Origin of the sequence: Rhodovulum marinum, assembly GCF_004343075.1 — a bacterium.
Taxonomy (GTDB): Bacteria; Pseudomonadota; Alphaproteobacteria; order Rhodobacterales; family Rhodobacteraceae; genus Rhodovulum; species Rhodovulum marinum.
The window spans coordinates 56,455-79,743 of the sequence record NZ_SLXP01000001.1; the positions used below are offsets into that span (position 1 = coordinate 56,455).

17 protein-coding genes and 1 pseudogene are annotated in these 23,289 nt (G+C 70.0%); 10 read left to right on the forward strand and 8 right to left on the reverse strand.

Annotated features, from left to right (window positions below; all coding sequences use genetic code 11):
- Positions 1-2 precede the first annotated feature (2 nt).
- Positions 3-2,249 carry a phosphoenolpyruvate--protein phosphotransferase gene (gene ptsP / locus EV662_RS00355; RefSeq protein ID WP_132460150.1) on the forward strand — a complete coding sequence of 749 codons (2,247 nt, stop codon included), beginning with the start codon at positions 3-5 and terminating at the stop codon, positions 2,247-2,249.
- Positions 2,250-2,253: 4 nt separating this feature from the next.
- On the opposite strand, the gene EV662_RS00360 is transcribed toward ptsP, so the two are convergent.
- Entirely contained in the window at positions 2,254-3,495 is a 1,242-nt protein-coding gene (locus EV662_RS00360; RefSeq protein WP_132460151.1) for an MFS transporter, read from the reverse strand.
- Between the two features lie 42 nt (positions 3,496-3,537).
- Positions 3,538-3,960, reverse strand: a complete 423-nt coding sequence (locus EV662_RS00365; RefSeq protein WP_243695721.1) for a cupin domain-containing protein — start codon at positions 3,958-3,960, stop codon at positions 3,538-3,540.
- Between the two features lie 228 nt (positions 3,961-4,188).
- On the opposite strand from EV662_RS00365, the gene EV662_RS00370 reads away from it, so the two are divergent.
- Positions 4,189-5,253 (forward strand): YeeE/YedE family protein, encoded by a 1,065-nt coding sequence (locus EV662_RS00370; protein WP_132460152.1) that lies wholly within the window; start codon positions 4,189-4,191, stop codon positions 5,251-5,253.
- Between the two features lie 91 nt (positions 5,254-5,344).
- Here EV662_RS00370 and EV662_RS00375 read toward each other — a convergent pair whose 3' ends face one another.
- Positions 5,345-7,576 carry a primosomal protein N' gene (locus tag EV662_RS00375; protein WP_132460153.1) on the reverse strand — a complete coding sequence of 744 codons (2,232 nt, stop codon included), beginning with the start codon at positions 7,574-7,576 and terminating at the stop codon, positions 5,345-5,347.
- A 47-nt stretch (positions 7,577-7,623) separates the two neighbouring features.
- On the opposite strand from EV662_RS00375, the gene fsa reads away from it, so the two are divergent.
- Genes fsa through EV662_RS00395 form a run of 4 tightly spaced genes read left to right on the forward strand, consistent with a single transcriptional unit; the run spans position 7,624 to position 10,700 of the window.
- Positions 7,624-8,277 carry a fructose-6-phosphate aldolase gene (gene fsa / locus EV662_RS00380; protein ID WP_132460154.1) on the forward strand — a complete coding sequence of 218 codons (654 nt, stop codon included), beginning with the start codon at positions 7,624-7,626 and terminating at the stop codon, positions 8,275-8,277.
- A 47-nt stretch (positions 8,278-8,324) separates the two neighbouring features.
- Positions 8,325-9,038: a DUF484 family protein gene (locus tag EV662_RS00385; protein ID WP_132460155.1), complete on the forward strand. Its 714-nt coding sequence runs from the start codon at positions 8,325-8,327 to the stop codon at positions 9,036-9,038.
- Positions 9,035-9,958, forward strand: coding sequence for a tyrosine recombinase XerC (locus EV662_RS00390; protein WP_132460156.1), 924 nt, complete (start codon positions 9,035-9,037; stop codon positions 9,956-9,958). The genes EV662_RS00385 and EV662_RS00390 overlap by 4 nt, the downstream gene beginning before the upstream one ends.
- 49 nt (positions 9,959-10,007) lie before the next feature.
- Positions 10,008-10,700 (forward strand): CDP-alcohol phosphatidyltransferase family protein, encoded by a 693-nt coding sequence (locus EV662_RS00395; RefSeq protein ID WP_132460157.1) that lies wholly within the window; start codon positions 10,008-10,010, stop codon positions 10,698-10,700.
- 117 nt (positions 10,701-10,817) lie between these two features.
- On the opposite strand, the gene EV662_RS00400 is transcribed toward EV662_RS00395, so the two are convergent.
- Entirely contained in the window at positions 10,818-11,084 is a 267-nt protein-coding gene (locus EV662_RS00400; RefSeq protein WP_132460158.1) for a DUF3253 domain-containing protein, read from the reverse strand.
- Positions 11,085-11,219: 135 nt separating this feature from the next.
- Between EV662_RS00400 and EV662_RS00405 the strand changes: the two genes are divergently transcribed.
- Positions 11,220-11,759 (forward strand): hypothetical protein, encoded by a 540-nt coding sequence (locus EV662_RS00405; RefSeq protein WP_132460159.1) that lies wholly within the window; start codon positions 11,220-11,222, stop codon positions 11,757-11,759.
- A 50-nt stretch (positions 11,760-11,809) separates the two neighbouring features.
- Here the strand turns inward: EV662_RS00405 and ileS are convergent, their stop codons facing one another.
- The 3 genes and pseudogenes from ileS to EV662_RS00420 form a co-directional block, all read right to left on the reverse strand.
- Positions 11,810-14,740 (reverse strand): isoleucine--tRNA ligase, encoded by a 2,931-nt coding sequence (ileS, locus tag EV662_RS00410; protein WP_132460160.1) that lies wholly within the window; start codon positions 14,738-14,740, stop codon positions 11,810-11,812.
- Between the two features lie 194 nt (positions 14,741-14,934).
- Positions 14,935-15,930, reverse strand: a pseudogene (locus EV662_RS00415) (YcjF family protein); the annotation flags it as partial.
- 371 nt (positions 15,931-16,301) lie between these two features.
- Positions 16,302-17,732, reverse strand: a complete 1,431-nt coding sequence (locus EV662_RS00420) for a YcjX family GTP-binding protein (RefSeq protein ID WP_243695723.1) — start codon at positions 17,730-17,732, stop codon at positions 16,302-16,304.
- A 105-nt stretch (positions 17,733-17,837) separates the two neighbouring features.
- Here EV662_RS00420 and truA point away from each other — a divergent pair, with 105 nt between their 5' ends.
- The gene (gene truA / locus EV662_RS00425) at positions 17,838-18,611 is read left to right on the forward strand and encodes a tRNA pseudouridine(38-40) synthase TruA (RefSeq protein WP_132460161.1); all 774 of its coding nucleotides are present in this window, start codon (positions 17,838-17,840) and stop codon (positions 18,609-18,611) included.
- Between the two features lie 130 nt (positions 18,612-18,741).
- On the opposite strand, the gene EV662_RS00430 is transcribed toward truA, so the two are convergent.
- Complete coding sequence (locus EV662_RS00430; RefSeq protein WP_132460162.1) at positions 18,742-20,373, reverse strand: alpha-D-glucose phosphate-specific phosphoglucomutase; 1,632 nt, start codon at positions 20,371-20,373, stop codon at positions 18,742-18,744.
- Positions 20,374-20,557: 184 nt separating this feature from the next.
- Between EV662_RS00430 and EV662_RS00435 the strand changes: the two genes are divergently transcribed.
- The gene (locus EV662_RS00435; protein WP_132460163.1) at positions 20,558-21,016 is read left to right on the forward strand and encodes a (2Fe-2S)-binding protein; all 459 of its coding nucleotides are present in this window, start codon (positions 20,558-20,560) and stop codon (positions 21,014-21,016) included.
- A 3-nt stretch (positions 21,017-21,019) separates the two neighbouring features.
- Positions 21,020-23,260, forward strand: a complete 2,241-nt coding sequence (locus EV662_RS00440; RefSeq protein WP_132460164.1) for a xanthine dehydrogenase family protein molybdopterin-binding subunit — start codon at positions 21,020-21,022, stop codon at positions 23,258-23,260.
- Positions 23,261-23,289: the final 29 nt, after the last annotated feature.

The following is a 23,289-nucleotide window of genomic DNA, read 5'->3' on the forward strand; positions in this document are numbered from 1 at the left end:
AGATGCCCGAACAAACCGACAGTGCCAGCCGCAGGCTGCTCGGCCGCCTGCGCGAGGCCCTCGCCGAGCCGGGCGCGGGCCAGGAACGGCTTGACCGGATCACCACGATCATCGCCGCGCAGATGGGCACCGACGTGTGTTCCATCTACCTGTTCCGCGACCCCGACACGCTGGAGCTGTGCGCGACCGAGGGGCTGAAGCCGGAATCGGTGCACCAGACGCGCCTGCGGGTCGGCGAGGGGCTGGTGGGCCGGGTGGCCAAGACCGCGCGCCCGATCAACACCGGCAACGCGCCCCAGGAACGCGGGTTCCGCTATATGCCCGAGACGGGGGAGGAAATCTTCTCGTCCTTCCTGGGCGTGCCGATCCAGCGGCTGGGCGAACGGCTGGGGGTGCTGGTCGTCCAGTCCAAGGAAGGGCGGCAGTATTCCGAGGACGAGGTCTATGCCCTGGAAGTCGTCGCCATGGTGCTGGCCGAGATGACGGAACTGGGCGCCTTCGTCGGCGAGGGCGATGCGCTGGCCGCGCTGCACCAGCGCCCGGTGATGCTGCAGGGCACGGTGGGGCAAGAGGGCGTGGCGGTCGGCCATGTCTGGCTGCACGAACCGCGCGTGGTCATCACCAACCCCATCGCCAACGACCCCGAAACCGAACTGGCCCGGCTGAACGAGGCGGTGGACCGGCTGCGCGTCACCGTCGACGAGATGCTGAACTCGGCCAATAACGGCGACAAGGACCAGCTGCAGGTGCTGGAAGCCTATCGAATGTTCGCCAATTCCCGCGGCTGGAAGCGGCGGATGGAAGAGGACATCGCCCGCGGCCTGTCGGCCGAGGCGGCGGTGGAAAAGGAACAATCCGCTGCCCGCGCCCGGATGCAGACCGTGCCCGACCCGTACCTGCGCGAACGGCTGCACGACCTGGACGATTTGTCGAACCGGCTGTTGCGCATCCTGACCGGCCAGGGCGACAAGACCGGCGCGGAACGCCCCGCCGACCCGATCCTGATCGCGCGCAATATCGGGCCCGGGGAATTGCTGGATTACGGGCGATCCCTGCGCGGCATCGTGCTGGAGGAGGGGTCGGTCGGCAGCCATGCCGCGATCGTGGCCCGCGCGCTGGCGATCCCGCTGATCATCCATGCCGGCCGCATCACCACCGAGGCGCTGAACGGCGACCCGATCCTGGTGGACGGCGAACAGGGCATCGTGCACCTGCGCCCCGAGGAAACCGTCGCCGCCGCCTTTGCCGACAAGATCGCGATGCAGGCCAAGGCGCAGAAACGCTATGCCGCGATCCGCAAGGAACCCGCGCGGACGCTGTGCGGCAACCGCATCGCGCTGACCATGAACGCGGGGCTGATGGCCGACCTGCCCTCGCTGCACAGTTCGGGGGCCGAGGGCGTGGGCCTGTTCCGCACCGAGCTGCAATTCCTGGTGCGGTCCAAGGTGCCTCGCCGCAGCGAGCTGGCCGCGCTGTATGCGCGCGTCATCGAGGCGGCCAAGGGCCAGCGGGTGGCGTTCCGCACCCTCGATATCGGGTCCGACAAGGTCCTGTCCTACATGAAACCGCAGGAGGAGCCGAACCCGGCGATGGGCTGGCGCGCGATCCGTGTGGGGCTGGACCGCCCCGGCATGATGCGGATGCAGTTGCAGGCGCTGATCCGGGCGGCGAACGGGCGGCCCCTGACGGTGATGTTCCCGCTGATCGCCCAGCTGGACGAGTTCCGCGCCGCGCGCGACCACCTGCTGCGCGAGTTGGAGCGCGAGGAACGGCTGGGCCGCCCCCTGCCGGAAAAGGTCGAGATCGGCGCCATGGTGGAAACGCCCAGCATGGCCTTTGCGCCGCGCCAGTTCTACGAGATGGCCGATTTCATCTCGATCGGCGGCAACGACCTGAAACAGTTCTTTTTCGCGGCCGACCGTGAAAACGAACGCGTCCGGCGGCGTTACGACACGCTGAACGTCAGTTTCCTGACCTTCCTGGAACAGATCGTGAAACGCTGCGAGGATACCGGCACGCCCCTGTCGTTCTGCGGCGAGGATGCCGGCCGCCCGGTCGAGGCGCTGTGTTTCGCGGCCATCGGGTTCCGGGCGCTGTCGATGCGGCCGGCGTCCATCGGGCCGGTCAAGCACATGCTGCGCAAGTCGGACCTGGCCGAGGCGCGCGCGGTGATCGACGCGGCACGTGCCAGCGGCGCGCAATCGGTGCGGCCCGCGGTGATGGACTGGCTGCGGCGCCGGGGCGAATAGCCCGCTATTCCGCGGGCGTGGCGATCAGCCCGGAAAAGATCGTTTCGTTGCCCGGTTCGGGGTGGCGCGGGATCATCAGCGCCAGCATCAGCGACAGCCCCGCCATGCCCGCGGCCAGCGCAAACACCCCGCCCGGCGAGGTCACCCACAGATAGCCCAGCGTGGCGGGCAGGAACACCGCGGCGATGTGGTTGATGGTGAAGGCCACCGCGGCCGTGGGGGCGATGTCGCCCGGGTCCGCGATCTTCTGGAAATAGGTCTTCAGCGCGAAGGCCAGCGCGAAGAACAGGTGGTCGATGACGTAAAGCGCCGCGGCCAGCGCCACACCCCAGCCGAAATAGTAGATCCCGCCATAGGCCAGGAACACCGCGATCAGCCCGACATATTCGAAGGCCAGCGCGCGCCGCTCGCCCCATTTCGCCACGGCCCGCCCCATCAGGGGCGCAAAGGCCATGTTCGCGAGGAAGTTGATCAGGAAAAGCGCCGTGACCTCGTGCACCTCGAAGCCGAACCTTTCCACCATCATGAAGGCCGCGAACACGACGAAAATCTGCCGCCGCGCGCCCGACATGAACTGAAGCAGGTAATACAGCCAATAGCGCCGCCGCAGGATCAGCCGTTTCACCTGCGGGTTCGGCGCCTCGAACTGGGGATAAGCGAACAGGCAGAACAGCGCCACCGCGGCGGTAAAGCCCCCCGCCGCTAGGTAGACGAAGTTGTAGGACAGCTCGAACGCCTTCCACGTCACCACCAACAGGCCATAGGCCAGCAGCGACGCCGCCGAGCCGGCGGCGACCAGCCAGCCCAGCGTTTGCGGCGCGCGGTCCTTGTCGATCCATTGCAGTTGCAGCGACTGGTTGACCGTCTCGAAATAGTGGAACCCGATCGAACTGATCAGCGTGACCGCCAGCAGACCGCCCAGCGAGGGGAACCACGCGGTGACCGCGGTCGCCACGCCCAGCATGACCAGCGAGACGATGCCGAGGATCTGTTCGCGGATGAACAGGATCAGCGCGATCACCCCCACCGCCAGGAAGCCGGGGATTTCCCGAACCGTGTGCAGCCAGCCGATTTCCACCCCGGTAAAGCCCGCGGCCTCGATGACGAAATTGTTCAACAGCGCCGACCAGGTGGCAAAGGCCACCGGCATGGCAAAGGCCAGCACGAACAACAGAGACACCGGCCGCCGCCAGAGCGGCAGGGTTTCGGCCTGATCCAGGGCCAGGGGGGCGAAACGGGATTTCATCGCAGGATCAATAATCCCGCCCCGCGGCCTTGGCGAGGGAAATCAGCCCGGCTCGGCCGCCGCGCTGAAGCGATACTGGACATCCGCGAACCGGTCGGTCGGAAAGCCATAGGCAAAGCACAGCCCCTGGGGCCCGGCCAGCACGGAATGTTCCGCATCGGGCGGCAGGTAGATCGCGACGCCGGGGGCGATGTGGTGCGTCTCGCCCTCGACCGTGACCACCCCGTCGCCGCTGAAGCCCAGGTAGAATTCTGCATGCGCGTGGCGGTGGGCCAGCAGCGTGCCCATCGGCCCGAATTCGGCGAAACCCAGCACGAAATGCCGCGAGGGCTGGCGGTCGGCGCAGATCAGCGTGCGCCAGGTGACATTGCCGAAGGCCGGGTCGGTGCCGCCCTCGCGTTCAAGGGTGAACCCGTTGACCGAGAACGCCCGCTCGCGCAGCGTCTCAAGGGGTGTCATGTCCATGTGCCGCGCGCCTCCCTGCCTGGCCTGTCCCTGTTTCGCAGATAGGGCCGCGCGGCGGGGGCCGTCCCGCCCATGTGCGACCCCGCAAGCGTCGCTTTCGGGCGATCGGACGGGCGCGGCGGGCTGCGACATCCTGTGCCATGGGCGGGGACAGGCGTGATCTAAATCAAGGCGGGTCGGGCGCGATGGCGGGAAACATCGGCGCAGGGAGCACGGGAGACACGCGTCATGGACATTCTGGCGATCGTGGAGCGTATCGGCGAATCGCCGACGGCGGCGCTGTTCGGGTTGATGACCGGCGTGATCTTCGGCGTGGCGGCGCAGCGGTCGGCCTTTTGCCTGCGCGCGGCCACCATCGAGTTCGCCCGCGGGTCGCTGGGTCCGCGCATGGCGGTGTGGCTGTTGTGTTTCTCGACCGCGCTGGTCTGGGTGCAGGGCGCCGACCTGATGGGGCTGATGCGCGCCGAGGATGCGCGGATGATGGCGGTCACCGGCTCATGGTCGGGGGCGATCATCGGCGGGCTGATCTTCGGCGCGGGCATGGTTCTGGCGCGCGGCTGCCCGGGGCGACTCTTGGTGCTGGCGGCGACGGGGAACCTGCGGTCGGTGATCTCGGGGCTGATCTTCGCGGTGCTGGCGCAGATGAGCCTGCATGGCTGGCTGTCACCCCTGCGCGACAAGCTGGCAGCACTTTGGGTCACCCCGGGCGGGCGCAACGTTAACCTGATAAAGGCCGCGCATCTGCCTGATATATCTGGTCTTTTGCTGGGATTTTTCTTTGCCGCGCTGGCGCTGTGGCTGGCCAGGCGGAACCGGATCTCGTTCCGCAAGCTGTTCTTCGGGGCGGGCGTGGGCTTTGCCGTGGCGGTGGGCTGGGTGCTGACCTTCGGGCTGTCGCAGGTCAGTTTCGAACCCACCCAGATCGAAAGCCTGACCTTTACCGGGCCGTCGGCCAACACCTTGATGTTCTTCCTGGAACGGCCCGCGATCCTGGAATTCGACATCGGTCTGGTGCCCGGCGTGTTCCTGGGATCGTTCCTGGCCGCCTGGATCTGCGGGGACCTGAAATTCCAGGGCTTCGAGTCCGAGGTGAACATGCGCAAGGCGATGATCGGGGCCGCGCTGATGGGGTTCGGGGGCATGCTGGCGGGGGGCTGTTCGATCGGGGCGGGCGTCACCGGCGGGTCGATCTTTGCCGGCACGATGTGGCTGGCGCTGTTGTCGATGTGGATCGGGGGGATGGCCACCGATTACCTGATCGACCAGCCCAAGGGCGCCGCGAAACCGGTCTGAGGGGCCGGACTCGGCGATATGAATCGCATATGATTCCCATATGAATTCCATATGAGCTTTGTCGGACTCCGCGCGCGGCCCGAACGCGGCGTCAAAAGAAACTTTGCGGGTCGATATCGACCGCGAGCCGGACCTGCGCGGGCAGCTTGACCGGCGCGAGCCAGGCGCGGATCGCCGATTGCAGCGGCGCGGCCTTGTCGGCCTTGATCAGCATCCGCACCCGGTGGCGGCCGCGGATGCGCGCGATGGGCGCGGGCGCGGGGCCGTAAAGCTGCGCCCCGATCCGGCGCAGGGGCGCGTCGTTGCGGGCCAGGTGGGTGCCAAGGTCGAAGGCGGGTTTCGCCTCGGGGGCGGAGATGATGATGCCCGCCATCCGGCCATAGGGCGGCACGCCGGCGGCGCGGCGTTCGGCGGCCTCGGCCCGCCAGAAACCTTCCTCGTCGCCGGTCAGGATCGCGCGGATCACCGGGTGGTCGGGCTGAAAGGTCTGGAGCAGCGCCAGCCCGCGTTCCGCCCCCCGCCCCGCGCGCCCCGCCACCTGGCGCATCAATTGAAAGGTGCGTTCGGCGGCGCGCAGGTCGGAGCCCTGAAGGCCGAGATCGGCGTCGATCACGCCCACCAGCGTCAGCAGCGGGAAATTGTGCCCCTTGGCGACCAGCTGCGTGCCGATGATGATGTCGGCCTGCCCGGACGCGATGGCCTCGATCTGGGCCTTGAGCGCGCGGGCCGAGCCGAACAGGTCCGACGACAGCACCGCGACGCGCGCCTCGGGAAACAGCGCCTGCGTTTCCTCGGCCAGCCGCTCGACGCCGGGGCCGACGGGGGCCAGTTTTCCCTCGACCTTGCAGGAGGGACAGGCGGCGGGGATCGGTTTCGTCTCGCCGCATTGGTGGCAGACGAGGCGTTGCAGGAAACGGTGTTCGACCATGCGCGCATCGCACTGGTCGCAGGCGATCATGTGGCCGCAGGCGCGGCAGACGGTGACGGGCGCATAGCCCCGGCGGTTGAGGAACAGAAGCGACTGCCGCCCGGCCGCCAGCCGGTCCTGCACCGCCTGTTCCAGGCTGGGCGAGATCCAGCGGCCGGGGGCCGTATCCTCGGCCCGCATGTCCAGCGCTTCCATGTCGGGCAGTTCCGCCTTGCCGAAACGCGAGGTCAGATCGAGGCGCGCGTATTTTCCGGCCTCGGCATTGGCCCAGCTTTCCAGCGACGGCGTGGCCGAGGCCAAGACCACCTGCGCGGAACAGAGCGAGGCGCGCAGAACGGCCATGTCGCGGGCGTTGTACAGGACGCCCTCTTCCTGCTTGTAGGAACTGTCGTGTTCCTCATCCACCACGATCAGGCCGAGGTCGCGGAACGGCAGGAACAGCGCGGAGCGCGCGCCCACGACCAGTTGCGCGCCGCCCTGCCCGACCATGCGCCACAGGCGGCGGCGTTCGACCATGGTGACGCCGGAATGCCATTCGGCGGGGCGCGCGCCGAAGCGGGCCTCGACCCGGGCCAGGAATTCGGCGGTCAGCGCGATTTCCGGCAGGAGGACAAGCGCCTGGCGGCCATGGCGCAGGCATTCGGCGACGGCCTCAAGGTAAACCTCGGTCTTGCCGGACCCGGTCACGCCCTTGAGCAGGGTGGTGCCATAGCCCCCCGCCGCCACGCCCGCGCAAAGCCGCGCGGCGGCCTGTTGCTGGTCGTCCGCGAGCGCCACGCCGGGGCGGGCCGGGTCGAGGCGGGGATAGGGGCGGTCGCGGGGGGTGTCTTCCTCCAGCACGGCGGCCGAGGGGATAAGGCCCTTGATGACCCCGGTAGAGACGCCCGCCTCGGCCGACAACTCGCCCAGGCTGAAGGCCAGCCCGCCATAGGCGTCGAGCGTGTCCAGCACGCGGGTGCGGGCGGGCGTCATGCGGTCGGGCGTGCCGGGGCCGCGGCGATAGATTTTCTGCATCGAGGGCGGGTCGCCCAGGCCCGGCGCGCGGGTGGCCAGCCGCAGCATCGCCGAAAGCGGCGTCAGCGTGTAATCGGCGGCGCGTTCGAGAAAGCCGCGCATCTCGTCGCGCATGGGGGCGGCGTCCAGCACGCGGTTGACGGGGCGCAGGCGGGCGAAATCCAGATCGCTTTCGCCCGGCCCCCAGACCACGCCCAGCACCCGGCGCGGGCCCAGCGGCACCTCGACGAAATCGCCGGTGCGGCAGCCGGTTTCGGGGGCGCGGTAATCCAGCACCCGGCCCAGCGGTTCGGCCGTCAGCACGCCAAGACGCGCGCCCGGGGCAAAGCCCTCAGCCACGGGCGGGCCATCCAAAGACGGGCTTTCGGAGCGCGGGCGCATCCGGTATCAGAAACGCGACATATCCCACCAGCACAAGAGGCAACGCCATGAAATTCTTCGTCGATACCGCCGATGTGGCGGCCATCCGCGAGTTGAACGACCTGGGCATGGTGGACGGCGTGACCACCAACCCGTCGCTGATCCTGAAATCGGGGCGCGACATCCGCGAGGTGACGCAGGAAATCTGCGAGATGATCGAGGGGCCGGTTTCGGCCGAGGTGGTCGCGACCGAGGCGCCCGCGATGATCGAGGAGGGCCGCAAGCTGGCGCAGATCGCGCCGAATATCGCGGTCAAGGTGCCGCTGACCTGGGACGGGCTGAAGGCGTGCAAGGCGCTGACGGGCGAAGGGCACATGGTCAATGTCACGCTGTGTTTCTCGGCCGCGCAGGCGTTGTTGGCCGCCAAGGCGGGGGCCACGTTCATCTCGCCCTTTATCGGGCGGCTGGACGACATCAATCTCGACGGCATGGAGCTGATCGCCGATATCCGGACGATCTATGACAATTACGGCTTCGGGACCGAGATACTGGCCGCCTCGATCCGGTCGGTCAACCACGTCACGACGGCCGCGAAGATCGGCGCCGACATCGCCACCGCGCCGCCCGAGGTGCTGAAGAAGATGGCCGCCCACCCGCTGACCGACAAGGGCCTGGCGACGTTCCTGCAGGATTGGGAAAAAACGGGGCAGAAAATCGTCTGAACATCGTGTAGACTGCGGGGAAACGACAAAAAGCCAAAGAGGCCGACATGAGCAGTTCCCCCGCCCCCGCTTTCGCGGACGATCTTCGTGCGAAGATCATTGCCGACCCCGACGTGATCCTGGACGACCCGGACGTGATGCGCGCGCTGGTCGCGGCCAACGAACGCATGATGGGCGGCAATATCGTCGATCTGCGCGGCATCGCGATGGAACGGCTGGAGGCGCGGCTGGACCGGCTGGAGGAAACCCACCGGTCGGTGATCGCGGCGGCCTATGAGAACCTGGCGGGCACCAACCAGGTGCACCGCGCGGTTCTGGCGCTGCTGGAACCCGACGATTTCGGCGGGTTCCTGGCCGCGCTGTCGGGCGAGGTGGCGGCGATCCTGCGCATCGATTGCCTGCGCCTGTTGCTGGAAAGCCACGATGACGCCGAGGAAGCGGTCCTGTCGGCGCTGGGCGAGGTGGTGCAGGTCGTCCCCGCCGGGTTCACCGAGGCCTATGCCGGCGGCGCCCATGGCCGCAGCCTGCGCGACGTGACGCTGCGCCAGCAGGTGCCGGGCAGCACGGCGCTGTATGGCGAAAAGGCCGCCGATATCCGGTCCGAGGCGCTGCTGCGGCTGGATTTCGGGCCCGGGCGGCTGCCGGGGATGATCGCGATGGGGTCCGAGGACCCGCACCTGTTCGCGCCGAACCAGGGCACCGACCTGCTGGCCTTCCTGGGCGGCGTCGTGGACCGCACGATGCGCCGTTTCCTGGGGTGAGCCTGGCGCTGTCGCCGGCCGCGCGTGACGCACTGGCCGACTGGCTGGCCGAGGAACGCGCGCTGAACGCCACGGCCGAGGCCACGCTGCGCGCCTATGGCGCCGATGTGACCGGGTTCCTGGCCTTCCTGGCCGAATATGACGGGGCGCCGGCGGGGCCCGCGCGGCTGGCCGCGATGGAGCTGCGCGACATGCGCGCCTGGATGGCGCATGAGCGCGGGCGGGGGCTGGGTGCGCGGTCGCTGGCGCGCGCCCTGTCGGCGGTCAAGGGGTTCTTTCGCTGGTACGGGCGGCGGGCGGGGATCGAACCGACCGCCGTGCTGTCCGTGCGCGCGCCGAAATTCCGCCGCAAGCTGCCCCGCCCGCTGACCGAGGACGCCGCGCGCGAGGTGCTGGACACCGTGGGCGAGACGGCGCGCGACCCCTGGATCGCGGCGCGCGACACGGCGGTGGTGACGTTGCTGTATGGCTGTGGCTTGCGGATTTCCGAGGCGCTGGGGCTGAAGGCGTGCGATGCGCCGCTGCCCGGCAGCCTGCGGATCACCGGCAAGGGCGGCAAGGAACGCATCGTGCCGGTGCTGCCGGCGGCGCGCGATGCGGTCGACGCCTACCTGGCGGTCTGCCCGTTCGAGTTGCCGCCCGAGGGGCCGCTGTTTCGCGGCGCGCGGGGCGGCGCGCTGAACCCGCGGCTGGTGGCCCGCGCGATGGAGCAGACCCGGGCGCGGCTGGGCCTGCCGGCCAGCGCCACGCCGCATGCCCTGCGCCACAGTTTCGCGACGCACCTGCTGGGCGCGGGGGGCGATCTGCGGGCGATCCAGGAACTGCTGGGGCATGCCTCGCTGTCGACCACGCAGGCCTATACGGCGGTGGACACCGCCCGCCTGATGGAGGTCTACGAGGCCGCCCACCCCAAGGCGTGAGCGCGGGTTTGCGATTGCGCGGGCGCATCGAATCCGTGAAGAAAGTTGAATGACCCCTGCGCTGCGCGCCCTTCTGGTTCACCTTCTGACGGCCACGGGGGCCGTGTTCGCGATGCTGGCGCTGCTGGCCGCGGCGCAGGAGGCGTGGGACGTGATGTTCCTGTGGCTGGTGGTGGCCTTTGCCGTGGACGGGCTGGACGGCCCGCTGGCGCGCCGGTTCGACGTGCGCAGCAACGCCCCCCGGATCGACGGGGTGCTGATGGATTTGATCGTCGATTACCTGACCTACGTGTTCATCCCCAGTTTCGCGTTGTTCCAGTCGGGGTTGTTGCCGGGCTGGACCGGGTGGATCGCGATCATAATCATCACCTTTGCCAGCGTGATCTATTTCGCCGACACCCGGATGAAGACCGATGACGGGTCATTCCGGGGGTTCCCGGCCTGCTGGAACATGGTGGTGCTGGTGCTGTTCGCGCTGACGCCCGGGACCGTGGTGATCCTGGCGGTGGTGGCGGTGTTGGCGGTGGCGATGTTCCTGCCGCTGAAATTCATCCATCCGGTGCGCACGGCGCGCGGGCGGGCGCTGTCGCTGCCGGTGGCGCTGGTCTGGACGGGGGTGGCGGGCTGGGCGGCCTGGCATGATTTCGCGACCCGGCCATGGGAGGTTTGGATCCTGGCGGGCACCAGCGTCTACCTGCTGGGCGCGGGGATCGTGCAGCAGATCGTGCCGGCGCGGCGCTAGGGCCGTAAGGGGTTTCGCCCCGGCTGGCGCCGGGGCGACCGGCGGAGGGGGCGCTGCCCCCTCGGGGCTGACGCCCCTCACCCCCGGGATATTTCCGGCCAGAAGAAGCCACGCGGGTCAGGGGGTTGGGGCCGTTCGCGGCAGGCCCAGCCGGATCGGGCCGGGCGCGGTTGCGGGATCGACGGGCACGCCCTTTTGCGTGGCCTGAAGCCGCCCCTGCGCCTGCAGCCGGGCCGCGGCGGCGCGGATGGCGGGCATCAGCGGGCGCCAGTCGGCGGACAGGGCGCGGGCGGCCTCGGAGGGGCAGAAGGTCTTGCCCGGGCCGCGCCGGTGGGCGAGGTCCAGAAGGAGGGGATCGAGGGCGGTATCGGGCGGCGGGTGCATCGGAACGGTCTTGGCGTTTCAAGGGGGTACGGAAGAAATCGCCGCGCTTTCGCCATATTTTGCGCGCGATTGCGGAGTTTACCGGGGATAACCCGGAGCGGGTGCGTGCACCAGAAGTGTTGAATAGGTGACAAGATGAACGTGACGATGTCGAGTTCGCCAGGTTTTGGCGGGACATCCGCCGCCCGGACGGCCCCGCCCCCGCCGCCCCCGCCACAGGACAGCAAGACCAGCCAGGCGGGCGCCGGGTCGATCAGCGAGGTCGTGTCGAGCCTGGACAGCGACGGCGATGGCGGCCTGTCCTATGGCGAGGTGTCGGACAGCTTTCTGGAAAACCTGATCAATTCCGAAAACTGGTCCGAGGTGGATGGCGATGGCGACGGGTTGCTGTCGGCGGACGAGCTGGAGACCCATCGCGCGGCCACGACGCCGGGCGGTGAGGGCGACATGCCCCCGCCCCCGCCCCCGCAGGGCGGCGGCGGCATGGGCGGACCGGGCGGCGGCGGCATGGGCGGACCGGGCGGTGGCAGCGGTGGGATGAGCGAAAGCGAGTCGATCGTGCTGAGCCTGATCGAGGACGCGGCCGCGATGAACGGCACCGCCAGTGACAGTAGCAGCGCCTATGCCGAAGAGCTGTATGCCACGATGCAGGAAATGCTGATCGCGGCGGGCTAGCGCGCCTGACGACGCGGCAAGGGGCCCGGGGATGCCGGGCCCCTTGTTCCCTAGCCCAGCGCCGTGTTGCAGCGCGCGCAGGTGCCCGGGTGGGCGTGGTGGCCCACGTCGGGCAGGATTTTCCAGCAGCGGTCGCATTTCTGACCGTCCGCCTTTTCGAAGACCACGCCGACGCCGTCCACCTCGGGCAGGCGGAAGGCCTCGTTCGGGGAGGGATCGCCGGTCAGCTGGACGGCCGAGGTGATGCATATATCGGCGAAATCGACGGTCTTCAGCGCGGCGAGGGTTTCGGCGTCCTGCACGTGGACCACCGGGGCGGCCTCGAGGCTGGCGCCGATCACCTTGTCGCGGCGCTGGATTTCGAGGGCGGCGGTAACCACGCGGCGGACCCGGCGCAGGCCCGCCCATTTCGCGGCCAGCGCGTCATCGCGCCAGGCCTGCGGGGTTTCGGGGATGTCCTGGAGGTGGACGGAACTGTCCTCGCCCGGGAAGCGGTCGAGCCAGACATCCTCCATCGTGAACACCAGGATCGGGGCGAGCCAGGTGGTGAGCCGGTGGAACAGGATATCCAGCACGGTGCGCGCGGATTTGCGGCGGAGCGAGTCGGGGCCGTCGCAATAGAGCGCGTCCTTGCGGATGTCGAAGTAGAAGGACGACAGGTCCACCGTGGCGAAGTTGAACAGCGCCTGGAACACGCCCTGGAAATCGTAGGCGTCGAAGCCCTGGCGCACGGTGTCATCCAGTTCCGCGAGGCGATGCAGCACCCAGCGTTCGAGTTCGGGCATGTCGGCGGGGTCGACGCGTTCGGCCTCGGTGAAGCCCGCGAGGTTGCCCAGCAGGAACCGCATGGTGTTGCGAAGCCGGCGATAGCTGTCGGCCACCCCCTTCAGGATTTCCGGGCCGATGCGCAAATCGGCGGTATAGTCCGACTGCGCCACCCAGAGGCGCAGGATATCGGCGCCGTATTGCTTGACCACTTCCTCGGGCGCGACGGTGTTGCCCAAGGACTTGGACATCTTGTTGCCCTTCTCGTCGAGCGTGAAGCCGTGGGTCAGCACGCCGCGATAGGGGGCGCGGCCGATGGTGCCGCAGGCCTGGAGCATCGAGGAATGGAACCAGCCGCGGTGCTGGTCGGTGCCCTCCAGATACAGATCGGCGAGGCCGTCCTCGGACCCGTCGGCGCGGTCGCGCAGCACGAAGGCGTGGGTGGAGCCGGAATCGAACCACACGTCGAGCACGTCGAAGACCTGGTCGTAGTCGTCCGCGTCGTGGTCGTTGCCGAGGAAGCGTTCCTTGGCGCCGGGTTTATACCAGGCGTCTGCCCCCTCTTCCTCGAACGCCTGCACGATACGGGCGTTGACGGCGGGGTCGCGCAGCAGGAAATCGGGGTCGGTCGGCTGCGCGCCCTTTTTCACGAAACAGGTCAGCGGCACGCCCCAGGCGCGTTGCCGCGACAGCACCCAGTCGGGGCGGGCCTCGATCATCGAGTAAAGGCGGTTGCGCCCGGTCTGCGGCGTCCATTTCACCAGTTGGTCGATGGAGGTGAGGGCGCGGCTGCGGATCGTGTCGCCGTAGGTGCCCATGCCGTCGTCGAGCGTCTTGTCGATGGCGGCGAACCATTGGGGCGTGTTGCGGTAGATCAGCGGCGCCTTGGACCGCCAGCTATGGGGATAGCTGTGTTTCAGCCGGCCCCGGGCGATCAGGGCGCCGGCCGCGACGAGGGCGTCGATCACGCGGCGGTTGGCGTCGCCCTCCTTGCCGTTGGGCTTGGTGATGACGGCGCCGCCGAACAGCGGCAGGTCGGCGCGGTAGGAGCCGTCTTCCATGACGTTATAGGTCATGGGCAGGCCGAATTTCAGGCCGATCTGGTAGTCGTCATCGCCATGGCTGGGCGCGGTGTGCACGAAGCCCGTGCCCGCGTCGTCGGTGACGTGGTCGCCGGGCAGCATCGGCACGTCATAGTCCCATTCGCCGTTGCCGTTCTCGACGCCGCGCAGCGGGTGGGCGAGGGTCAGCCCCGCGAGTTCATCCGCCGGGACGTCGCGCAGGCGGGTATACATCGAGGGTTCGAGGCGGGCGTTGCGCATGACGTCCTCGGCCAGCGCATCGGCCAAGAGGTAACGGTCGCCCACCTTGGCCCAGCTTTCCTCGGGCGTGCCGGTGACCTCGTACAGGCCATAGGCGATGGAGGGGCCGTAGCAGACCGCGCGGTTCTGCGGGATGGTCCAGGGGGTGGTGGTCCAGATGACGACCTGGGCCGACAGGAGGTCGGTGTCGATGCAGGCGTCCTTATCGGCAAAGGACGACGCGGCCACGACCGGGAACTTCACCCAGATCGTGTGGCTTTGGTGGTCGTGGTATTCGACCTCGGCCTCGGCCAGCGCGGTTTTCTCGACGGGCGACCACATCACGGGTTTGGAGCCCTGGTAGAGCGTACCGTTCATCAGGAGTTTCATGAATTCCTGCGCGATCACGGCCTCGGCGTGGTAGTCCATCGTGAGATACGGGTCGGCCCAGTTCCCGGTGATGCCCAGGCGCTTGAATTCCTCGCGCTGGATGTCGATCCAGCCCTCGGCAAAGCGGCGGCATTCCTGGCGGAAATCGACGACGTCGACCTTGTCCTTGTCCAGCCCCTTGGCGCGGTATTGTTCCTCGATCTTCCACTCGATCGGCAGGCCGTGGCAGTCCCAGCCGGGCACGTAACGGGCGTCCTTGCCCATCATCTGCTGGCTGCGCACGATGAAATCCTTGAGGATCTTGTTCAGCGCGTGGCCGATATGCAGGTGGCCGTTCGCATAGGGCGGGCCGTCATGCAGGATGAAGGGCGGGCGGCCCGTCTTCTCGCGCAGGCGGTCATAGATGCCGATGCGCGCCCAGCGGTCAAGCCAGCCGGGTTCGCGGGCGGGAAGGCCCGCGCGCATGGGAAATTCGGTCTCGGGCAGGTTGAGGGTGTCTTTGTAGTCGGGCGTGTCGGCACACATGGGACGGGGTCCTCGGGCAAACGGTCTGGGGCTGTGTGTGAAAGGCGCGGCGCGAAGGGTCAAGCGCCTTGTCCCGGCGGCTCTGGGTCAGAGCGCCGGGCCGGTAATTCGAATGATGAGCGCGGGGCGGTGCATCATGGGCGCGCTTATAGGGCGCGCGGGCGGGGGCGTAAAGGGACGCGCGGCCGCGGGGATCAGGCGTCGGCCTTGCTGAACAGGCCCGCAAGCGCGCGTTTGACCAGCGCGCCGACCGAGGGGCGGCGGGTTTCGCGGAAGGGCAGCGGGCGGCAGACCTCCATCGCGGCGACGCCGACGCGGGCGGTGAGCGCGCCGTTGACCACGCCCTCGCCAAACCGGCGCGAGACGCGGGCCAGCACCCCGCCCCCGGCGATCGACCCGATCATGTCGTCGCCGATGGCCACGGCGCCGGTGGCCACAAGGTGGGTCATCACCGCGCGGGCCAACCGCAGGCTGCCGAACAGCCCGCCGCGCCCGCCATAGATTTCCGCGATGCGGCGGATCATGCGCAGGTTGGCGGTGAGCGCGGCCAGAAGGTCGGCCAATGCCAGCGGGACGATGGCGGTGACGGTGGCGACCTGGCGGGCGGCGGCCTCGATCTCGCGGGTGGCGGCGGCGTCGAGCGGGGCCAGCAATTCGCGCTCGGCCAGGCCCAGAAGCGCGTCGGCATCGAGGATCTCGTCGCGCCGCTCGGCCAGGTTGCGGCGGCCCCAACTGGTATCCTCGCGGCCCGCGTAAAGCGCCATCAGCTTGTCGAGGACGGCGCGGGCGGCGGTCATGTCGTGGCTGGCCAACGCCGCGTCCGATTCAGCGTGCAACCGGTCGAGCCGGCGCAGCCGGGCAAAGGCCGCCATTTCGCGCAGGGTGATAAGGGCCAGCGCCAGCAGCACCAGCCCGATCAGCACGGCCGCGATCCCGCCCAGGATGGGGTTGCGGATCAACAGGCCGGTGACGAAATCCCAGGCCGCGACCGAGGCGGCAAAACCGATCAGCGCGGCCAGCGCCGACCAGAAGAACCGCATCAGCCGCGAGGGGCGCCGCGCCGCCAGAAGCGCCACGGTCTGCATCGCGCGGCCTTGGGGGGGCGGCGGCGCTTCGGGGTCGGGCACCGGGGGCGCCTCGGCGGGCGAGAGCGGGGCGGCGGCGGTTTCCTCGAAGAGCCGCGGCGCGCGGGCGGGTTTGGCGCGCGCGCCTTCGGCGGCCTGCGCCCGCGCGGCCGCGCGGCGTTCGGCCTGTTCCCGCTCTGCCTGTTCCCGGTCCATCCGTTCGCGCTCCGCCGCCTGTCGTTCCGCCTGTTCCCGCGCGGCCTGCTCGGCCTCAACCCGCTCACGCTCGGCGCGTTCCCGGGCGGCTTCGGCCCGCTCGCGCGCGGCCTGTTCCTGCGCCGCTTTCTCCGCCGCGGCCTGTGCGGCTGCGGCCCGTTCGGCCGCGGCCCGCTCTGCCGCCTTTTCGCGCGCCTCGCGGCCGGGGTCGTCCGGCCCGGCGCCCCCCTCGGCGGGCTTTTCGCCCCCGCCACCAAGGTCGAACAGCACCGGACGGCGGGTCATCCCAGCCGATCCCCGATCAGGAACTCGGCCGCCTTGTCCAGGCGGATATGCGGCGGCCCGTCGCCCGGGCGCAGCGTCAGGCGGGCAGGCGCGAAACGCATAACGTCGTATTCGGCGTCCAGCCAGTGCTCGGCCCCGTCGCGCGCCGGGTCCAGCAGGGCGGCCGGATCCTCGGGCAACTCGCCGGGATAAAGCGCGGCCTCGCGCCCGTTTTCCAACAGCCGCCCGCGCACGCACTCATAGCTTTCGCCGCCCTGCTCGCGGGTTTCCTCGACCGTGGCACGCAGCGCGGCGATGGCCATGGCGGCGGTCTCGGCGCCCGCGAAATCGGCCCGGCGCCGCGCATCGCGCATCAGCGCCTGCATGATCGCGGTCAGGCGCGGGTGCTGGGTGTGGTGCAGATGGTCGGCCTTGGTCGCGGCGAACAGGATCCTTTCCACCCGCTTGCCCAGCAAGAGCGACGTCAGCCAGGCGTTGCGCCCGGGCCGGAAGGCGCCCAGGATCTCGGTCATCGCGCGGCGCAGATCCTCGACCGCGCGGGGCCCGGCATGGATCGCACCCAGCGCGTCGACCAGGACCACCTGCCGGTCGATGCGCGAGAAATGCTCGCGGAAGAACGGCTTGACCACCTCGGCCTTGTAGGCCTCGAAGCGGCGCTCCATCTCGCGCCAAAGGCTGCCGCGGGGGGTGGCGCCGGACGGCGCGGGCAAGGGCGCGAAGGTCAGCACCGGGGACCCGGCCATCTCGCCCGGCAACAGGAACCGGCCCGGCGTGCAATCGGAAAACCCGGCGGCGCGGGCGGCCTGCAGATGCGCGGTAAAGGCCGCGGCCAACGCCTGGGCCACCGGCTCGTCCAGTTTCGCGGCCGGATCGGCCATGGCCAGCGCGTCGCGGAACCCCTGTGCGCCGGGGCGCTGGTCGATGCGCTCCAGCGTCTCGCGCGACCAGGCGGCATAGCCCTTTTCCAGCAACGCCAGGTCCAGAAGCCACTCGCCGGGGTAATCGACGATGTCCAGATGCACCGTGCGCGGCCCGGTCACCGCCCCCAGCAACCCGCCAAGCCCCCCCTGCCGCACCTTCAGCGACAGGCGCAGTTCCGACACCGCCCGGGTCGAATCGGGCCAGTGCGGGTCCGGGCCGATGATCGCGGCCAGGTGGGTTTCGTAATCGAAGCGCGGCACGGTGTTGTGCGGCTGGGGCTGCAGATAGGCCGAGGAAATCGCCCCCGAGGCCGCGGCGCGCAGCTGCGGCATCCGCCCCCGGTCCATCAGGTTGGCCACCAGCGAGGTGATGAAGACGGTCTTGCCCGCCCGCGACAGCCCGGTCACGCCCAGCCGGATCACCGGCTCCATGAAGGTCTCGGACACCGAGGCGGCGAACCCCTCCACCCCGCGCGTCACCCCGTCGGCAAGATCGCCAATGCGCAAAGTCGCTCCTTTCACGGCTCTGCCCAAGTTAAGCACGGGCGCGCCGGCGTGCCAGCCCCGACAGGCGCGATTGCCAAGGAAGCATTGTCGCGGTAACCCCGGCCCATGCCCCGCTATGCGCTGAAGATCGAATATGACGGCACGCCGTTCTCCGGCTGGCAACGCCAGGCCGACCAGCCCTCGGTACAGGGCGCGCTCGAGGCCGCGCTGGCGCGTCTGGACCCGGACGTGCCCTCCATCGCGGCGGCCGGCCGGACCGATGCCGGGGTGCACGCGCTGGGCCAGGTGGCCCATTGCGACCTGGCAAAGGACTGGGCGCCGTTCCGCCTGGCCCAGGCGCTGAACCACCACCTGAAACCCGCCCCCGTCGCGGTGGTGGCCTGCGCGCGGGTGCCGGACGACTTCCACGCCCGGTTCTCGGCCCTCGAACGGCGCTACCTGTTCCGGCTGGTCGCCCGGCGCGCGCCCATGACGCTGGAGCGCGGGCGCGTGTGGCAGGTGGCCCACCCGCTCGACCTCGCGCCGATGCGGGCGGGCGCGGCCCACCTGGTCGGACGGCACGATTTCACCACCTTCCGCGCCTCGCTCTGCCAGGCGAAATCGCCGGTCAAGACGCTGGACGCGCTGGAGATCGAGGAACTGCCCTATCCCGGCGGCCAGGAATTCCGCTTCTCCTTGCGCGCCCGCAGCTTCCTGCACAACCAGGTGCGCAGCCTCGTCGGCACGCTGGAACGGGTCGGCGCGGGGGCCTGGCCGCCCGACCGGGTCAAGACCGCGCTCGCGGCCCGCGACCGCGCCGCCTGCGGCCCGGTCTGCCCGCCGCACGGGCTCTACCTCTCCCATGTCGGCTACGATCCCGACCCGTTCGCCGGCGCCTGAGCGCACGGCGCGCAGGCTTCTTCTGGCCCGAAATATCCCCGCCGGAGGCCCGCGCCCGGCGCAGCCGGGCGCGCCACGCCCAACGCCGGACAAGCGGGCCGCAGGCCCGCGCCGGCCGGGGGCGGGAGGCTCAGGTGATCACGTCGGGCGCCTCGCGGCCGGTGCGCGCGGCGATCCCGGCCAGCGCCTCGGCCGCGGCGATCACGCCCGCCAGCACCTCGTCGACCGGCAGGTCCAGCCGGGCGGGGTCGTCCACGACCTCCTCCAGGTAGACCCTGAGCGTCGCGCCCTCGGTCCCGGTGCCCGACAGCCGGAACACCACCCGCGCGCCGCCCTCGAAATGGATCCTCAGCCCCTGCCCCTCGGAACGGCTGCCATCCACGGGGTCGTCATAGGCGAAGGCATCCGCGGCCTCGACCCGGCGTCCGGCAAAGCTCTGCCCCGGCAGGTCCGGCAGGCGGGCGTGCAACGCGTCCATCATCGCCTCGGCGGTGGCGGTCTCCAGCGCCTCGTAGTCGTGGCGCGCGTAGTAGTTGCGCCCGAATTCCCGCCAATGCGCGGCCATCATCCCGGCGACCGAGGCGCGCGTCTCGGCCAGGATGTTCAGCCACAACAGCACGGCCCAAAGCCCGTCCTTCTCGCGCACATGGTCCGACCCGGTGCCCGCGCTTTCCTCGCCGCAGAGCGTCACCCGCCCCGCGTCCAGCAGGTTGCCGAAGAATTTCCAGCCCGTGGGCGTCTCGTACAGGTCCAGCCCCCGCGCCGCGGCGACCCGGTCGACCGCGCGCGAGGTCGGCATCGACCGCGCGACGCCCGCCAGACCCTTGCGATAGCCCGGCGCGAGATGCGCGTTCGCGGCCAGCACCGCCAGGCTGTCGGACGGTGTCACCACGATGCCGCGGCCCAGAATCATGTTGCGGTCGCCGTCACCATCCGAAGCGGCGGCGAAATCGGGGGCGTCCGGGCCCATCACCAGGTCGACCAGCGGTTTCGCCCAGATCGGGTTCGGGTCGGGATGGCCGCCGCCGAAATCGGGGCTGGGCGTGGCGTTCACCACGCTGCCCGGCGGCGCGCCCAGGGTCTCTTCCAGGATCGCCCTGGCATAGGGGCCGGTCACCGCGTGCATCGCGTCGAAGCGCATCGTGAACCCGTCCGCGAACAGCGCCCGGATCGCGTCGAAATCGAACAGCCGCGCCATCAGCGAGGCGTAATCGGCCACCGGGTCGACGATTTCCACCACCATGTCGCCCAGCCGCGCCGCGCCCAGCCGCGACAGGTCGACGTCGCGGGCCTCCAATATGTCGTAGGAGGTCATCCGCTGCGTCTGCTGGTAGATGCGGTTCGTGATCTCCTCGGGGGCGGGGCCGCCATTGGCGGTGTTGTATTTCACGCCGAAATCCGCGTCCGGCCCACCCGGGTTGTGGCTGGCCGACAGGATGAGGCCGCCATCGGCGCGGCGCTGGCGGATCAGGTTCGAGGCCGCGGGCGTCGACAAAAGCGCGTTCTGCCCGACGATCACCTTGGCCACGCCGGCGGCGGCGGCCATGCGCAGGATCACCTGCGCCGCGCGGTCGTTGAAATAGCGCCCGTCGCCGCCCAGCACGAGGGTCTTGCCCTTGACGCCGCCCACGCCCAGCCAGATCGCCTGGACGAAATTCTCCAGGTAATGCGGCCCCATGAAGACGCGCGTCTTCTTGCGCAGGCCCGAGGTTCCGGGTTTCTGCCCCTGGATCGGGTGGGTCTGGATCGTCCGTCGCTGCATTCCGTTGCGTCCCGTGGCTGCGCTCTGCCCCTTGCGCGCCCGAGCATAGCGATGCCATTGCGGACCACAACCAACGCGGCGCGGGACGGGGGTGGCGCGACATCAACACCGGCGGAAACCCGTGATTGATGCGTTGTAGGAACTAGTTGCCCATCAGGGATTCGCTGGCCAGAGGATCGAGACGATGAAGATGACCGTGAACGGGGTCGAGCACGAGGTCGATGTCGACCCCGACATGCCGCTGTTGTGGGTGTTGCGCGATATCCTGGGGCTGACGGGCACGAAATACGGCTGCGGGATCGGCCAGTGCGGCGCCTGCACGGTGCACCTGGGGGGCCGCGCGGTGCAGTCCTGCCAGGTGGCGGCGGGCGACGTGGACGCGCCCGTGACCACGATCGAGGGGCTGGGCACGCCGCAGGCGCCGCACCCGGTGCAGGCCGCCTGGATCGAGACGCAGGTCGCGCAATGCGGCTATTGCCAGTCGGGCCAGATCATGGCCGCCGCCGCCCTGCTGGCCGAGACGCCCGCGCCCAGCGACGCGCAGATCGGCGATGCGCTGTGGGGCAACCTGTGCCGCTGCGGCACCTATCCGCGGATCCGCGCGGCGGTGCGGCTGGCGGCCGACAAGATGAAGGGGGGCTGAGCGATGGCGGGCCTGGGAAAGATCGCGCGGCGGGGCTTCCTGATCGGGGCGGCGAGCGTGGCGGGCGGCTTTGCGGTGGGGGTCTACTCGCTGCGCCAGCCCTTCGTCAGCCCGCTCGCCGACGATTTGCCGCCCGGGGTGGCGGCGCTGACGCCCTATGTGGTGATCGACGCGGGCGGGGTCACGTTGATCACGCCGCGCGCCGACATGGGCCAGGGCGCAACCTCGATCCAGGCCGCGCTGATCGCCGAGGAGATGGACGTTGCGCTGGACGCGGTGCGCACCGATCCGGGGCCGCCGGCCGCGGCCTATTACAACGCCGCCATCGTGCCCGAGGGCCTGCCCTTCGCCGCGACCGATGACGGCTGGCTGGCCGAACGGGCGCGGGACGCCGGGGCGATGGTGGCCAAGGCGATGGGTCTTCAGATCACCGGGGGGTCGTCCACGGTGCCCGATGCCTTTGACCGGCTGCGGCGCGCGGGGGCCACGGCGCGGGCGATGCTGGTCACCGCCGCCGCGCGGCGGCTGGGGGTGGCGGAGTCCGCGCTGAGAACCGAGGACGGCGTCGTGATCGCCCCCGACGGCACCCGGCTGAGTTACGTCGAGCTGGCCCCCGCGGCGGGCCGCCTGCTGGAGCCGCGCGAGGTGGCGCTGAAGGACCCGGCCGACTGGCGTTACCTGGGCCGACCGATGCAGCGGATTGATATCGTGGCGAAATCCACGGGCACCCAGCGTTATGGCATCGACGAGGCGCTGCCGGGGATGCTGTATGCCGCGGTGCGGACCAACCCGCTCCGGGGCGGCGGCATGGCCGGTTACGACGCCAGCGCCGCCGAGGCGATGCGCGGCGTTGTCCGGGTGGTGCGGCTGGAGGACGGCGTGGGCGTGCTGGCCGACAACACCTGGCGCGCCTTCGAGGCGGTCAAGGCCATTCGGATCGACTGGGGCCCCGCGCCCTATCCCGCGACGACCGAAGCGCTGTTCGACAGTATCGCGGGCGCCTTCACCGAGGACGCGCGCGACAGCCGCCTGAAGGACGAGGGCGATATCGAGGCCGCGCTGGAGGACGGCGCGGATGTCACGGCGGAATACCGCGTGCCGTTCCTGGCCCACGCCCCGCTGGAACCGATGACGGCGCTTGCGTGGTTCCGCAACGGCCAGCTGGAGATCCGCGCGGGCACCCAGATCCCGCGCTTCGCGGAAAAGACCGCGCGCGAACTGGCGGGCCTGCCAAAGGACGGGGTGGTGCTGCGCGCGCTGCCGATGGGGGGCAGTTTCGGCCGCCGGCTGGAGGACGATTACATCGCCCAGGCGGTGCGGCTGGCCTGGGCCGCCGAGGGGCGGCCGGTCAAGCTGACCTGGTCGCGCGAAGAGGACATGACCCACGATTTCCCCCGCCCCGCCGCCATCGCCCGCGGCCGCGGCCGGGTTTCGCAGGGCCGGGTCGCGGCGCTGGATCTGTCGATCGCCGCACCTTCCGTGTCGGACTCGCAGATGGGGCGGCTGGGCTTCAACGCGCTGGGGGCGGATACCGCCATCGTCGCGGGCGCCTGGGACCAGCCCTTCGCCATCCCCGCCTATCGCGTCACCGGCTACCGCGCGCCGGAAACCGTGCCGATCAGTTCCTGGCGGTCGGTGGGGGCCTCGGCGAACGGGTTCTTCCATGAATGCCTGTTGGACGAGCTGATCCATGCCGCGGGCGCCGACCCGCTGGCCGAACGGCTGCGGCTGTGCAGCCACGCGCCGTCCCGCGCGGTGCTGGAGGCGGTGGGCGAAATGTCCGGCTGGGGCGGCGCGCTGGGGCCGGGGCGCGGCCGCGGGCTGGCCTATACGCTGTCCTTCGGCGTGCCCTGCGCCGAGGTGGTCGAGTTGACGGCGACCGACCGGGGCATCCGCATCGACCGGGTGTTCGTCGCGGCCGAGGTGGGCCGCGTGCTGGACCCGGTGAATTTCGAGAACCAGGTCCAGGGCGGCGTGGTCTGGGGCCTGTCCCACGCGATCCACGGCGAACTGACCTATGCCGATAGCCGCCCCGAGCAGGAGAATTTCGACGCCTACCCGATGATGCGCCTGCCCGAGTGCCCCGAGATCACGGTGCGCGGGCTGGAAAACGGCGAGCGCATCCGCGGCATCGGCGAACCGCCCGTGCCGCCCGCCGCCCCCGCGCTGGCCAACGCGATCTTCGCGGCCACCGGCCAGCGCATCCGCGAATTGCCGCTGTCGAAATCGGTGCGCTTCGCCTGAGCCCCCCGGGCACGGTCCCGCGCCCATCC